The sequence below is a fragment of the Pandoraea fibrosis genome (assembly GCF_000807775.2).
Lineage (GTDB): Bacteria > Pseudomonadota > Gammaproteobacteria > Burkholderiales > Burkholderiaceae > Pandoraea > Pandoraea fibrosis.
The window spans coordinates 1,292,648-1,306,665 of record NZ_CP047385.1 but is presented as its reverse complement, the minus strand read 5'-3'; the positions used below and the strand labels follow the sequence as shown (position 1 = coordinate 1,306,665).

The 14,018-nt window shown below is 62.8% G+C and carries 16 protein-coding genes; 6 read left to right on the top strand and 10 right to left on the bottom strand.

The features are described from left to right. Nucleotides 1-155 precede the first annotated feature (155 nt). Entirely contained in the window at nucleotides 156-452 is a 297-nt protein-coding gene (locus tag PI93_RS05840; RefSeq protein WP_039374003.1) for an acylphosphatase, read from the top strand. Nucleotide 453: 1 nt separating this feature from the next. Next, nucleotides 454-912 (top strand): GNAT family N-acetyltransferase, encoded by a 459-nt coding sequence (locus PI93_RS05835; RefSeq protein WP_039373982.1) that lies wholly within the window; start codon nucleotides 454-456, stop codon nucleotides 910-912. Here PI93_RS05835 and infA read toward each other — a convergent pair. Then, nucleotides 909-1,130 carry a translation initiation factor IF-1 gene (gene infA, locus PI93_RS05830; RefSeq protein WP_010808709.1) on the bottom strand — a complete coding sequence of 74 codons (222 nt, stop codon included), beginning with the start codon at nucleotides 1,128-1,130 and terminating at the stop codon, nucleotides 909-911. The two genes, PI93_RS05835 and infA, sit on opposite strands and share 4 nt — an antisense overlap. 585 nt (nucleotides 1,131-1,715) lie before the next feature. On the opposite strand from infA, the gene PI93_RS05825 reads away from it, so the two are divergent. Next, on the top strand, nucleotides 1,716-2,192 hold the full coding sequence (locus PI93_RS05825) for a CBS domain-containing protein (RefSeq protein ID WP_039373984.1): 477 nt from the start codon (nucleotides 1,716-1,718) through the stop codon (nucleotides 2,190-2,192). Nucleotides 2,193-2,395: 203 nt separating this feature from the next. Beyond that, nucleotides 2,396-3,205, top strand: a complete 810-nt coding sequence (locus PI93_RS05820; RefSeq protein ID WP_144400156.1) for a hypothetical protein — start codon at nucleotides 2,396-2,398, stop codon at nucleotides 3,203-3,205. 109 nt (nucleotides 3,206-3,314) lie between these two features. Here the strand turns inward: PI93_RS05820 and PI93_RS05815 are convergent, their stop codons facing one another. Further along, nucleotides 3,315-4,802, bottom strand: coding sequence for an MFS transporter (locus tag PI93_RS05815; protein ID WP_080759384.1), 1,488 nt, complete (start codon nucleotides 4,800-4,802; stop codon nucleotides 3,315-3,317). A 455-nt stretch (nucleotides 4,803-5,257) separates the two neighbouring features. On the opposite strand from PI93_RS05815, the gene PI93_RS05810 reads away from it, so the two are divergent. Continuing rightward, nucleotides 5,258-5,785, top strand: coding sequence for an outer membrane lipoprotein (locus PI93_RS05810; protein WP_039373988.1), 528 nt, complete (start codon nucleotides 5,258-5,260; stop codon nucleotides 5,783-5,785). 89 nt (nucleotides 5,786-5,874) lie between these two features. On the opposite strand, the gene PI93_RS05805 is transcribed toward PI93_RS05810, so the two are convergent. Together PI93_RS05805 and PI93_RS05800 are read right to left on the bottom strand one after the other, a co-directional pair. Next, nucleotides 5,875-6,378, bottom strand: a complete 504-nt coding sequence (locus PI93_RS05805) for a M48 metallopeptidase family protein (protein WP_039375267.1) — start codon at nucleotides 6,376-6,378, stop codon at nucleotides 5,875-5,877. A 120-nt stretch (nucleotides 6,379-6,498) separates the two neighbouring features. Beyond that, nucleotides 6,499-6,723: a hypothetical protein gene (locus PI93_RS05800; protein WP_039375249.1), complete on the bottom strand. Its 225-nt coding sequence runs from the start codon at nucleotides 6,721-6,723 to the stop codon at nucleotides 6,499-6,501. On the opposite strand from PI93_RS05800, the gene PI93_RS05795 reads away from it, so the two are divergent. Continuing rightward, nucleotides 6,722-7,765: a DUF4434 domain-containing protein gene (locus PI93_RS05795; RefSeq protein ID WP_080759495.1), complete on the top strand. Its 1,044-nt coding sequence runs from the start codon at nucleotides 6,722-6,724 to the stop codon at nucleotides 7,763-7,765. The two genes, PI93_RS05800 and PI93_RS05795, sit on opposite strands and share 2 nt — an antisense overlap. 37 nt (nucleotides 7,766-7,802) lie before the next feature. On the opposite strand, the gene PI93_RS05790 is transcribed toward PI93_RS05795, so the two are convergent. From PI93_RS05790 to PI93_RS05765, 6 genes are read right to left on the bottom strand one after another with little or no spacing between them, the layout of a single operon-like run. Beyond that, the gene (locus tag PI93_RS05790) at nucleotides 7,803-8,477 is read right to left on the bottom strand and encodes an alginate O-acetyltransferase AlgF (RefSeq protein ID WP_236105662.1); all 675 of its coding nucleotides are present in this window, start codon (nucleotides 8,475-8,477) and stop codon (nucleotides 7,803-7,805) included. Nucleotides 8,478-8,479: 2 nt separating this feature from the next. Next, the gene (locus tag PI93_RS05785) at nucleotides 8,480-9,961 is read right to left on the bottom strand and encodes an AMP-binding protein (RefSeq protein ID WP_039375246.1); all 1,482 of its coding nucleotides are present in this window, start codon (nucleotides 9,959-9,961) and stop codon (nucleotides 8,480-8,482) included. Nucleotides 9,962-9,993: 32 nt separating this feature from the next. Further along, nucleotides 9,994-10,233 carry an acyl carrier protein gene (locus PI93_RS05780; RefSeq protein WP_039375245.1) on the bottom strand — a complete coding sequence of 80 codons (240 nt, stop codon included), beginning with the start codon at nucleotides 10,231-10,233 and terminating at the stop codon, nucleotides 9,994-9,996. 27 nt (nucleotides 10,234-10,260) lie between these two features. Next, nucleotides 10,261-11,838, bottom strand: a complete 1,578-nt coding sequence (locus tag PI93_RS05775; protein ID WP_039375242.1) for an MBOAT family O-acyltransferase — start codon at nucleotides 11,836-11,838, stop codon at nucleotides 10,261-10,263. Between the two features lie 12 nt (nucleotides 11,839-11,850). Beyond that, complete coding sequence (locus tag PI93_RS05770; RefSeq protein WP_039375241.1) at nucleotides 11,851-12,966, bottom strand: alginate O-acetyltransferase AlgX-related protein; 1,116 nt, start codon at nucleotides 12,964-12,966, stop codon at nucleotides 11,851-11,853. A 4-nt stretch (nucleotides 12,967-12,970) separates the two neighbouring features. Beyond that, complete coding sequence (locus PI93_RS05765) at nucleotides 12,971-13,981, bottom strand: alginate O-acetyltransferase AlgX-related protein (RefSeq protein WP_039375239.1); 1,011 nt, start codon at nucleotides 13,979-13,981, stop codon at nucleotides 12,971-12,973. Between the last annotated feature and the right edge of the window lie 37 nt (nucleotides 13,982-14,018).

Sequence of the window (14,018 nt, the reverse complement as noted above, 5' to 3'; positions counted from 1 at the left end):
ACGCGGCATAAGCGGCAACGGCGCATTCGAGGCAAAAGCGAGCGTGGTCGTCACGCGATGACGCTACAATCGCCCAGCCCCGAGCCGCGGTCTTTCGCGCTCCCGTATCGGTGGTCTCGTTTGTTCTCTTGCTTGCTCTCCTGTTATTCGCTGCCATGAAGTCACTTTCGCCCAGTTCCTCGCTCGAAACCGTTGTCGTCCGTTTGCGCGGCAAGATCCAGGGCGTCGGCTATCGGCAGGCGGCGGTGCGCGAGGGGCATCTGATCGGGGTGCGCGGCTGGGTGCAGGCACTGCCCGAGGGCGACATCCTCGCAACGGTGCAGGGCACGCCCGATCAGGTCGACAAGATGCTCGAATGGATGCGCCACGGGCCGCCCGGCGCGCGCGTGACGGAATTTGAAAGCGAAGTGGAGTACACCGGCCGCCGTTTCGACCGTTTCGAACAACTCTGACATGACCACACCCACGCCCAGCACTCGCCGCGCCCTCGACGAGGACGCACCGCGCATCGTTGCATTGCTCGCACAACTGGGCTACGACACACCGCTCGATATCGTTCGGCGCAATATCGCGCTGTCAGCGGCAAATGGCGACGACGCGGCCTTCGTCGCGGTGGACGAACACGGTCGAATCGTGGGATGCATGGGATTGCACGCGCTCACCATGTTTCATCTGGCGGGGCGTCTGGGGCGCATTACAGCGCTGGTCGTGGAGGAGAATGTGCGAGGCTCTGGCGTCGGGCACGCGCTGATGGCGGCCGCGCACGCGTGGTTCAACGAGCAGGGATGCGAGAAATTCGAAGTGACGAGCAGCGACCATCGGGTCGCCGCACATCGCTTCTATGCGCGGCATGGCTATGCCCGCGACGGGCAACGACTTGCGCGCAAAAGCCAGACGTCTTCGCTGACTTAATTCTTGTGACGGTAGTTGATGCGGCCCTTGCTCAGGTCATAGGGCGACATTTCCAGCGTCACGCGGTCACCCGCCAGAATGCGGATGCGGTTCTTCTGCATGCGGCCGCTCGCATATGCCATCACTTCCACGCCGTTTTCGAGCGTTACGCGAAAGCGATTGTCCGGCAGCACATCCGAGACGTGTCCGCTGAATTCGATCAGTTCTTCCTTGGCCAATATCGTGTCCTCTTGAGGGTGCCGCTCGCGAGGGCGCAGCACCGGTGTTACTGAAGGTTCGTTCGCCAATACCCTCGCCGCACCCTGTCTTTGACGGAGTGCACATCGAACGCCAAAAGGAGCCTACCCGATGGACCGGCCACGAAGGCATGACGGCGCACCGAAAAGCGGCGATGGTTCGAAGGAGCAAGGCACATTGCGGCAGTGCCACAATGACGAGCAGTGCGTGTCGGGAGGGCGAAGACCGTAGGGTCTGCGTCATCGGCACAGCGAGTGATCCGGCTCGCAGGACATGGCTGTCAGCGGCGCCGATAAAGCATTTCGCGATCGTCAGGCGATGATCGGCGAATTTTCGCCGATCCCGCTAGGATACGCCTTTCTACGTCGCCCGTGGGAAAAATATAGCGATGACAAGCCCTTTTGCAGGCTTTTGTCGCCCATTTGTGGCGCAATGCACCAATGCGCTCGCCTGACGGCCCCGGCGCGGGACTGCCGCCGCACGAGTCACTCGGGGACAATGCGGGCATGACGCGCGACGAGCACTCAACTATGCTGTAAGTACCCGTAGCCCGCAGGAGGAAGACCATGAAAACAGTCGCTCAGATCCTGAAGTCCAAATCGGCCGACACGGTGTACCAGGTGCGCCCGACCGATTCGGTCCTCGATGCCTTGACCCTGATGGCCGAAGCGCGAATCGGCGCGGTGCTGGTCAGTGATGACGACGGCAAGATCGTCGGCATCTTCACCGAGCGCGATTACGCCCGCAAGGTGGCGCTCATGGGACGCACGTCGGTCAATACCCCGATACGCGACGTCATGACCTCGGCCGTGCGCTACGTGAGCCCCGATCAGACCAACGAGGATTGCATGTCCCTGATGACGGAGCACCGCATTCGTCACCTGCCTGTCATGAAAGACGGCGAACTGGTCGGCCTGCTGTCCATCGGCGATCTGGTCAAGGCCATCATCACGGAACAGCAGTTCACCATCGATCAGCTCGAGAACTACATCATGGGCGGGGGTGCCGCGCTGACCGGCCGCACATCGTCACGCCCCAGCTGAGCCAGCACTCACTTCACCCAACAATGCCACCCGGCATCGCGTCGCATTAACACCGGCAGCGCAATCAGGGGCACGGCGCTTCGTTCGAAGCGCCGTTTTTTCGAGGACATGGCACAAAGTGCCGGGGCTGGTCTGTCCCGGCGCGAAGCGCATGCCAGAATGCAAACACCCCGTCCGGTTTTCGACAGCATTCCTGCCCGCCCTTGTCGCTCACACCCCTTAGCTCAACCGATCTGGCCTTCGCACGTCACGCATCGTCGTTCGCCGGGCGCTCGCCGTCCCGCGCCATTGAGGCTCGCCTGCCGCGCAGCGTCTGGTGGGTCGCGGCTGCGGTACTGGCACTGCACTGGTGTGTCTGGATCGCCGCCGCTTGGCAGACCGTCGACCTTGGCGGCAATTCGTCCGGGCGCACGGCCATGCAGGTCGCGCTCATCAAACCGCCCGCACCGCCAGCCCCACCAGCCTCACAAAGCCCCGCGCTCCACTCCCCGTCCGTCGCCAAAGCGCCGCGCCGAGGCGGCACGCCAGCGGAGCTCCGCGCGCCGGCACTGGCAATCCCACAACGGCAGACTCCCTCACCCCCAATGCCGGCCACGCCCGCACAGCCTGCCCAGGGTCAGGAACGCCCTGCCCCGACATTGAGTGCCCCGATCCTTGACTGGCGCGCCGACATCGCGCGGGACGCAGCCGCACGCCCCTCGTCGAACGCCTCGTCGCCGGTCGCGAGCACCGAGCGTGCGATCACCGACCAGTCGCAGCGCGCTGCGCCGCGCGATACGCCATCGGCACAGGGCAACGTCGCACAACGTGCCTTCGAGCGCGAATTCGGCGCGGGTCAGGCGGCCGTCAGCGGGCCGAAGGCTTCGCGCGAAGGCGGTAATCCGTTGGGGACGCGGGAGTGTATCGAGATGAACGGGAAAAAATTGTGCTCGCGCCAGCGCAACCGGGCGGGCGACATTGATCCGTTCATGAAGCGAGAGCGCCTGTTCGCGCCCGACATCGGGGCGCGCTGAATTGCCGGAGATCCCTGTCACAAGTCACAGGGTCTCGCGGCAATAGCCGCCCGATGCTGGCGGGCGCCGTTGCAGCGCCCCCGGTTGCCCGCCCGCAGGCGGACGACGCTCAGAAGTCTTCGGCGTCGACGTCGTAGTTCGACGGTTCCCAACGGATCGCCAGCAGCGCCAGCAAACCAATGGCCGGCGCGATGGCAATGACCCAGAACACTTTCGTGGCGAGCGCTGCCGCCAGCACCGGGAACAGGAACAGCGAAACGGTCGAGCTGCTGCGCATGAGCGTCTGATTGAAACCCACGCCCACGCCGCGCAGCGACGTCGGGTAGCTCAACGACGCGAAGGTCATCGAATGCGCCCCCGGTCCGAAACCCTGCCCCAGCAGGAACAGGGCGAGCAAGCCCAACGCCCATGCCACCTGCGCGGCACCGTCCGGCTTGCCAACCAGCGCAAGGCCAACGAGTGCCGCCAACTGAAAGGCATAACCGAGCACGGTCAGTTTCCAGGCGCCGAACTTCGGTACGAGACGCACGCCCAGCAACCCGCCGGTGAAGGCGAACAGCAGGTTCAGCGCGAGCGACATCAGAATCGTGGTGAGCATCGATTGCGCGAGGAAGCTTGCGATGATCACAGGCAGCCCGAACGCCACCGCGTTGTATGCGAACGACGAGGCCACGGCGATGATGGTCGCGAGCGTCGTGCGACGCAGATACACACCCTTGAGCAGGGCACCGTAGTTGCTCCATGCGGCCGGGCGCTTCGGCGCCACGCGCTGCGCGTCGGCGGCCACCACGGCATCGATGCCGTAGGAACGCTTCAGGATCTTTGCCGCCCCCTCGAGATCGCCCTGATTCGCCGCCCACACGGGGGATTCGCTCATGTAGCGGCTGCGCACGGCGATGATCGCCAGCGCAGGAATCGCACCGAAGCCGAGGATGATTCGCCACAACAATGCGCTGTGCGACGAAGGCAACACCGAATAGCACAGCAGCACGAGCAGATACGATGCACAGATTGCCGCGTACCAGGTGGGACACCACATCGCGACGCGCGCGGCTTTATTGCCTCGTCCCTTGAGCTTCGAGAATTCGGCGAGGAACGCCATTGCCACCGGCAAGTCGATACCGACGCCCAGCCCCATCACGAATCGGGCCCCGGCGAGCACATACTCGTTCGGTGCAAACGCGCAGGCGATGGCGGCGATCACGAAGCACAGCATGTCGGCCATGAACACGCGATAGCGGCCGATGCGGTCGGTGAAGTAGCCGCCGAGGAATGCCCCCACAATGGCACCGAACGTGATGGCCGATGCCACCATGCCCGTGCCCGCCGGTGTGAGATGGAATTCGCGGGCCACGTCTTTCAGCCCGAACGCCAGTGCCCCGAGGTCGTAGGCATCGAGGAAGACACCGCCAAGGGCGATGGCCACAATCCAGCGCGCGTTGGACACGCGGGCGCCGCCCTCGTTGACGAGTTGCGCGACATCGGCGGCCGAGCGGATCACTGCGGGACCGGCAGCAGCTTTGGCAGGAGAAGCGGACGATGCCGCAGGGCTCGCGTGTGCGGACGCGACGGAAGACAAGGAGACGTCAACGGACATGATGCGGGAAAGGGAGAAAACGATGACCGGCCGGCACAGCGCCAAAGGTCGCGATGTTACCGCTTGGTACCGATGCATCCAAGTGTTTTGTGGTTATATGCTTAGATGATTCCCGCGCAACATGGCGCGCTTCAGACGTTTATCAGCGAAAAATCACGGCATCTTTGCGCAATATTGGCGGATTTCACCCATGCATTAAGCATTTGCAGAGTATGACCCCACGTCTCATCCGATGGGAATTTCACCGAGGAAGGCTTCAAATCGTGCGGGCCTGCCGCAAACCCGCGCCAAAACGTTGTGCCCGTCATTACAAACGCTTACCTTTTCTTACAGCACAAAGGTCTGCGGAACCCTACATTCCGCGTCGTGGTCGCAAGAGATGCGACACATCGTGCGCAACGTCACCCCGTTAGGATGGCGGCGCATTTACCTCACGCTCACGAGGACAAACCAAAATGAACATCAAAGCACTTACGGGAATCAGCGCGGCACTGGTCGCCGCCATGTTGGCTGGCTGCGTGGCGCCGGGCCCGCAGTATGGGTACCAGCAACAGGGCTACCAACAAGGCTATCAACAGCCGGGGTACCAGCAGGGATATCAGCAGGGCTACCAGCAACCGCCCCAACAGCAACAGCAAATCCCCGGTGCGCTTTACGGCCGTGTCGAATCGATTGAACAGATGAACGGCGCGAACAATAGCCCGAACATTCTTGGCACGGTACTCGGCGGCGCAGCCGGCGGCCTGCTCGGCAACACGATGGGCGGTGGACGCGGACGCACGGCCACCACCATCGGTGGCGCCGTGATCGGCGCCATCGCGGGCAACCGGATCGAAAACGGCATGGGTCAACCGAACGTGCTTTACCGCATCACCGTGCGTCTGGACGACGGCCGCGTTGCCACGGTGACGCAAGCGCCGCCACTGCGCGTGCAACAGGGTCAGCGCGCCGCTGTCGCAAACGATACGGTGTATCCGTACTGATCGCGGCAGAGCACGCTTCATCGCTCGCTGAAAACACAACGCCCGTCGGTGTCAAACCGACGGGCGTTGTGTTTTCTTCGGGCTGGCGCCTATTCGGTCGCAGGCGAAGTCGCGTCGATTTCACGCCGCACAAGGAACAGCCGCGTGTCGAATTCCAGTTGATGGTAGGCCGGCTCCATGAACTCGCACAGGCGGTAGAACGCCTTGTTATGGTCGCCTTCCTTCAAATGCGCGAGTTCGTGCACGACAATCATGCGCAGAAACTCAGGCGGGGCCTCACGAAAGAGTGACGCCACACGGATTTCCTTCTTCGCCTTGAGCTTGCCGCCCTGAACGCGCGAGATGGCCGTGTGCAAGCCGAGGGCGTGATGCACGACATCGATCTTGGCGTCGTAGGCCACCTTATGCACGGGCGCTGCGCTACGCAGGAATGCCTGTTTGATCTCCAACGTGAATTCGTACAGCGCGCGATCGGTCTGCACGGTGTGACGCGATGGATAGCGTCGATCGAGATGCGCGCCAAGACGGCCGGTGTCGATCAGTTCGCGCACTTGTGCGAGCACCCCGGCCGGGTATGCCGAGAGGAAACGCATCGGGTCCTTCGGCGCCGGGCGCCACGGCGAGAGTCCGTTCGACATCAGACGCTCCGCTCACCGCAGGGGGACGCGCCGGGGACGCAATGAAGGCACCATGCGCACACGATGACCTGCGGCTCAATGATGGTGATGGTGGTGATGCGACCAGAGCGGGTCCATCGATTCGACGAACGACGCCACCGCGTCCTTATCGCCTGTGGCATGGCGCATCAACTGGCCACACTTGCACCATCCCTGATACGGGATAATATGCGCGCACGCTGTCGTCTTCTGCAAATACAGCGTGACCGGTTTTGCACACTTGGTGCACTTGAACTTGAGGGTGAGGGCAGGTTTGCTCATGAGGAATCCGCAACGCAACGCATGGCATGACGCCATGCGCAAAGATGTCATTGTACCGGCAGCCGCCCCCGAATCCCCGTTGCGCCGCCGCCTGCTGCAAGCTGCGGCGCTCGCCGCCTGCCTGCCGCTGGCCGCCTGCACGACGCCGCCGGAGATCGGTGGAAGTTTCGTCCAGCTCTGGCGCAGCCATCTGGAATGGACGCCTAAGCAATGGCGCGAGCGCCTCGCTGCCACGCATGCCCTCGGATGCAAGGAAATTTTCGTGCAGTGGGTCGGCATCGACGGCGAGCCCGAGAACACCTGGATGGCCCCCGACGCGCTGATTCGCACGCTCCTCGACGAGAGCGCCGCGCTCAACATGGGTGTACATCTGGGCGTGCCCTACGACGAACGCTGGTGGACGGCCCTAGATGCCACGCGCGCGAATGCGCTCGACGCGTATCTCCAACGCACCGGAAAGCGTGCTGCCGCCTATATGCAGAACACGTCGTGGCCCCGACATCCGGCATTTCGTGGCTGGTATCTGCCCTACGAACTCGAGCAATATCACTGGGCCACACCTTCGCGGATCGACAAGCTCTCGGCATGGCTCGGCCCGATGTCGGACGTCGCCATCGCGACAAGCGGACATCCACCGACCATTTCGACCTACTTCAGTAAGCTACCGACACTCGGCACGCTGACCGACCTGTGGGGCACTCTGCTCGATCGCGTTCAGCTCCACCCCATGATTCAGGATGGCGTGGGCGTAGCCGGCATGTCGAACTACACGGCGCTCACGCCATTGTTCGCGATGCTCAAAACGCGGGGAACGGGATTCGACATCATTCTCGAGCTTTTCGAAGAACTGCCTTCGCAGAAGAACGATGGCACGGAGTTCAATGCGATCGCGGCCGAGTTCGACCGTGTGAAGCGTCAATGGGAAATGGCAAGACAATACGGCGCCACCCGGCTGGTCGCCTTCGCCATCGATCCCTGGGTGTTCGACGACACCCCCGGATCAAAGGCGCTGCTGCGCGACTGGAAGGCCGCGCTGTCCTGATGCTGCCTCGCCCGACGGCGCGAAGCCGTCGAACCACTTATTGCTGATACGGGTCCGTTGCGCTCAACTGTCCGCGCAACACCGGCGCAGCCTGCGTGCCGACCATGAAAAGGCTGTAGTGATCGCCCGGCTCAAGTCCGGGCAGGGCGAGCGTCTTGGACGCAACCGTACCGCACCCCGATATCAGCGTCGCCTTGACCGGATTGATCGCGCGCGCTACCGAAGCGCCGTGCCCCACGTCATCGAACAGCGTCGGCCCCGACGGGCTCACGCTCAGCTTGCCCCCGGCACATGTCTCACTGAGGTTGTAGAAGCGCAGCTCGGCCTTCAGACCATCTTGCGTGCCCGCGGCGTCAACCAACGAGGTCAGCACCACTTTGCCGCCATCGCGACGAGCGACGAGCGTGTTGAAGGTATCGGGCGCCACCTGAAGCGTACCCGCCGGCTTGCCGTCGATCACCACCCGAAACGCCTCGTTCCCCTTGACGATGGCATACGTGCTGGCGATCTTCTCCCCGGACAGCACCTGCGCCGGCCCATTGGCCACCTGAGCCCGCATGGCCGACGTGCCGGGGTTGACGACACGAACGAACGACGAACCGACAGGCGGCCGCGCGGCATAGAGCCGAGCGAAGATGCCTTCGGCCGCACTCACGCCGATACCCGCGACAGTCAATGTCAGTGCGAGCGTCAGATTACGCAACATGTTCATGCTTACGACTCCGTTTTTGCCGAATGACCTGAGCGTGTGCGCGCTTCCAGATACATCCGTTCCAGTTGCTTGCGATCGGCCTTGTCACTGGTCGTCGTGGGGAAGCCATGACACACGACCAGTTCCGAGGGAATCATGTACGGCGGCAGGCGTTGCGCGAGCAACGACTTCCAGTCGGCCAGATCCTTGGGAACCTCATGCAGTCCCGCAGGGCCGTCCGTTTCCGGCTCGACGAATCCGATCATGCGCACAATCACGCCATCGGGTCGTCGCAGCGCCACCGCAGCGCCCGCACGAATGCCCGGCAGCGTTGCCAGCGACGCATCGATTTCCGCCAGCTCGATACGGTAGCCGTGCATTTTGACCTGATCGTCGCGACGACCACGGAAGGTCACGAGACCCTGCGCATCGATTTCACCAAGATCGCCGCTCCTGTAGGCCCGCTTGCCGTGATGCAGAAACAGACGCGTCTCATTGAGATCGGGACGATTCAGATACCCGCGCATGACATGATCGCCGGCCATGCAAATCTCACCATCGTCGATGAACACTTCCGCATAAGGCTTGGCGCGGCCGATGGGGAACGGCAGCGGTGCCGCCGCGCGCAGCGCGGGATCGATCTCGACCCATGTCGTCGAACAAGTGGCCTCCGTCGGCCCATACGAGTTCACGATGCGCACGTCCGGGAAGCGCTGCCAAAGGGCTTCGGCAACCGCAGGCGTCAACGATTCCGCGCCGAAGACGAACATCCGCAAGTCCGGCAGATGCGCGTGATCGAAATCGGCATTGAGCAACTGTTGCCGCACGAACGATGGCGTCGATGCCCACACATTGACATGAGTATCCGCGAGATAGCGGGCAAACGCCGCGCGATCGGCAATGATCTCGCGCGGGCACAGCACACAACACCCGCCCGTGGCGAGCGCCCCCACCCAGTTGAACAGCGAGAAGTCGAAGCTGAACAGCATCTGATCCATGAACGCCGGCGCCGGTCCCGGCTTCACGTCGTCCCGAATCCAGCCGGCAAACAGCGCCACGCTGTCCCGGCCGATCTGCACGCCCTTGGGGTCGCCGGTACTCCCCGACGTAAACATGATGTACGCGAGCCCGCGCTGCGCCAGTGCCGTCGCGTTGTGCCCGGTCGGCAGGAAGGCATCGGCCTGTGCGTCGAAACGCAGCCCCGCTTGCACCAGTTCCCCGATGCGGGCAATTCGCTGCGCGGGATTGATCACGTCCACCGGCACAAACGGCACGCCCAGACGAAGACAGCCCAGCATCGCGACGAGAAACGCCGACTCTTTGTGCCCGGAAATGACGAGCGGCACATCAGGCACCACACCTGCCGCTTCGGCATCGGTCATCCACCGATCGACGGCAGCCTGCAGCGCTGCCCACGTGAGCGTGCCCCGGGTGTCGACGACCGCCGGGGCGTCGGGTGCCTGAGCGACGTCGACAAATTCCAGCCGTTCAAAATCGAAGTGCATGGTTGAACCTCTTCGGCAAATCGCCTCTGAACTCAGGCGCCCTTCTGTTCGGCGACAAACGCGGCCAGCGTGTGAACCGATTCGAGATACACGTCGATCTCGGACGGCGGAACCTTCACACCGAATTCGCGTTCGACGGCGAGCACCACGTCGACGGCCGACAACGAATCGACCAGACCGGAATCGATCAGCAGGGTGTCGGGTTCAACCTGCGTCATCACGATGTTGCCGATGAGCTCGGCGATTTTGCTTTCAATCTCATTGATGGTCATGACATGACTCCCGCGAACAATTCGCAATCAAAACTGGAAATAGAGGAAACGTGTTTCCTTGTGCAGATTCACGAGGCACAAGAACAGCAGCACGAGCGTGACCGAAAGCCACGCCGGATTCGGCTGCCAACGCATGAAACGACGCGTCGCTTCCTGCACCTTGAATAGCGCCGGTGAATAGCGGCCGAGCATCTGGTGAGCGTTCGGCGTGAACCACACAATGCCGAGCAGCACGACGACATAGACCAGTTGCAAATGATGCCCGATCAGCAAACGCCAGCCGTCGCCGAGACTCGCGCCATCGAGATAGCTGAGCGACGGCCATGCCTCGATCCCCCGCAACCCGACCATACCGCCGAGCAGCGACAACGCGTCGTGCACGCCGTTGGCGCGGAAGAACGCCTGGGCAACCAACACGGCCACAAAGGTGAGCGCGACCGAAGCGATATGCGCCGGCCAGCGGGTCCTGCTCGACGCCGGCTTGCGGCCAACGACGAAAATGCGCCAGCCGTGATTGATCGACAAATACGCCGCATGCAGCAGGCCGAAGACCAGAAACTGAAAACCCGCGCCGTGCCAGACGCCGGCCAGCCCCATCGTGAAGACCGTCGGCACGACAATCGTGCTGAGAAAGCCCAACGGGGTGCGCGCCGCTTCCGAGCCGCCCGGCAAACCTCGCGCGCTTCGGCGACGGGAAATCGCCATCGCCACCGGGTAATACAGATAGGCCGTCAGGTAGCGCGTGAGCGTGATGTGCCAGCGCGCCCAGAAATCGATGACGCTGGTGGCCTTGTAGGGAGAATTGAAGTTCAGCGGAAAGCGAATGCCGAACATCTTCGCCAGTCCCAGCGCCATGTCCGAATAGCCGGAGAAGTCGAAGTACACCTGCAAGGCGTAGCAGAGACTGGTGCCCCATGCGCCCCAGAATTGCAAATCGCCGGGCGACGCGAACCCCGCATCGGCATAGGGCGCGATTGCGTCGGCGAGCAACACCTTCTTGGCCAATCCGATAACGAACAGAATGCCGCCGATCGACAGGTTCTCCGCCTTGAAGCGGTAATTCTCCCGTTGCGCGAACTGCGGCATCATCTCCTTGTGGTGGAGAATGGGGCCGGCGATCAGGTGCGGGAAAAACGTGACGAACAACACGTAGCTAAGCAGGCTACGTTCCTTGACCAGCCCCGAGCGGCAGTCGAGTAGATAACCGATCTGCGTGAACGTGAAGAACGAAATGCCCAACGGCAACACCAGTGTGTCGACCGACGAATGTGTCAGGCCGAGATCGTGCAAAAAGCCGAGCAGCGCAGCGAAGTACTTGTAGTGGAACAGCACCGCCAGATCGACCCCCACGCCCAGCGCGACGATGGCATTCTGCACCCGAGCACGGCCCGTGTTTCGCAATACGCCCTGACTGATCGCATAGTTGAAAGCGATTGAGATCGCGAGCAACACCACGAACTGGGGATTCCACCAGCCGTAGAACACGAACGATGTCAGGCACAGCCAGAACGCTGCGAGACGTAAATTGATCGCCCCGCTGATGTAATGCCCAGCCAGCGCGACCGGCAGGAACAACAACAGGAACAGGTAAGAGTTGAACAGCATTGGATAGGCGTATCAGGTCGTCGGACGTTGAGACAAGCGGGACAGTGCGGACTTTTCGTCATCGCTGAGCGGCAGCGACAACGCGTTCTCCGAGAACTCCCAGATCACCAGCTTCAGGCTCTTGGGCCACTGCGCGCGCTGCTTGAGCGCGACCGTCAGCGCGCCGGCGAAATCGCCGCCGTCCATACTCAGGTTCCACACTTCGCGTCCCAGATCGACGCCGAGCCATTCGGCGAAATTACTGCGGCGGCCATGCGAGCTTCCCGCGAGCATGACCTCGACAGGTGGCGTATCGTCGAGCAGTCCTCCCGAGCGGATGGGCGCGATGTGCTGCGCCGACGCCAGATCGGGACGTGGCCGCCATGCGCCGTGCGCGTGCTCCAGTCCGGAAAGCGTGAGCAGGTCGCCCACGCGCGGCTGGGCCGGCGCGGGCACCCCGATATCGAACGCCTGCGCACCTTTACCGGGCAGAAGCGAGAGACCGGCACGCGCCACCGTGGCCGCCGCCGCTCTCGCGCCTTCGGCGTTCATATGAACATCGGTGCGGAAGAACATGGGCTGGTCGCCCGTCACGAGCGTCGGACGCAGATCGACGAACGGCACGCCTTCACGTTGCAGCGCCGATTTCACGATATCCAGGCGGGCGAGCATGGCGGACGACACCTGCCGTCCACACAGATGCGCCGACTCGATACGCGCCTTGTCGGGCACGGCCACTACCAGCACTTTCACGCCTTGCGCGCGCACCTGTGCCAGCCAGTCATGCATCAGACGCATACGGTCCTCGAACACGGCGCCACCCGTGCCGGGTCGCGGCCGCATGCCGTCGCGATAGAACATCCATTGCGGACAGCCCATGGCGACCTGTTCGCCGACGTCACCGAGCACGCGGTAGCGAATGGCGGCGTTCCACGTCTCGACGGTGCCCTGTTCGGGAAGGCGCAGCGATTTATTCAGCGCGGCACCCGCCGTTCCGTTGAGCCACGCCCTCAGATTTACCTGATCGCGTTCGAGGCGGGCATGGGCGAGTGTCCACACGCCCCAGACGAGACCCACGGCGAGCCATGCCGCCATAACGAACGCCGTCAGTCGATGCGACGGCGCTTTGGGAGGTTCGATGTCCGGCACGCGCTTAATTTCCCGTTGCAGCCTTCAGACGCTTGCGCCATGTGTCGGGCGTCATGATCGAGGCGTTGTCCCACAGACCGGACGCATCCGGGCCTTGCGAATAAGCCGGTTCGAAGATCTGCCAGACCAGTACCTGCGGCTTGGTCTGCTTGAACGCCGGCGACTCCAGGTATTCGAGCAGCATGACCCATTGACCCACGTTACCCGGCTTCCAGTTGACGGAGACCGGACGGTCAAGCAGGTTGGAAAGCTTCTGCGGGAAACCGAAGTACGGCTGCATCATGCTGTGGCCCGTGACGTGCACCGGTGCGGGCGCGTCGTCGAGCAGCGCCTGACCTTCCGACGGGCGGCGCACCGTGAACACCTCACGGCCGATCTTCTTGCGCTCGTCTGCCGTCAGGAAAAGATCGGCCAGATCGCCGTAACGGCGGTCATTGACCATGCCGCCCAGCGGCAAACCGGTGCCCGGTTGTCCCGACAGATTCGGCACGTCCTTGCGGATCATGTCGGCCGTCGCCTGCGCGGTGGCGTCCGCTGCCACCTGTGTCCAGTGCTGGTCGGTGCGGTAGTACACGTCCTGACCGCCGTCCTTGATGCGACGCAGAATGACTTCGTCGTCGAAGGTCGTGATACCGGCGGCTTGCAGCTTGCCAAGAATCGTCTTGTAGCGCGCCTTGACCTCGGGGCTCATGACTTTGCCGTCGGGCAGCTTGTCCTGATAGAACAGCGATTTGTCCGGCAGCAACAACACTTCGAGTTTGATGTTGCGTGCCGCGAGCGCATCGCGCGCCTCGCGCACGAGTTCGGTATTCGCATCGATCCCGCGCGTGTCGACCTGCGTGAGACTGCCCCACCCCGGAAACAGCCAGTTGTCCTTGCCGCGAATAATGAGCGTCGAGGCGTCTTGCGCCTGCGCAGCGGCGAAAACCAGTGTCATGGCACAGGCGGCCAGACAGCGAAGCATGCCAGTGCCCATGCGGCGCGGCGCGCGAGATTCGAAAGCATCGGGGGTCATACAACCACTCCTGGATATCGATAAAAATCTGTCATGC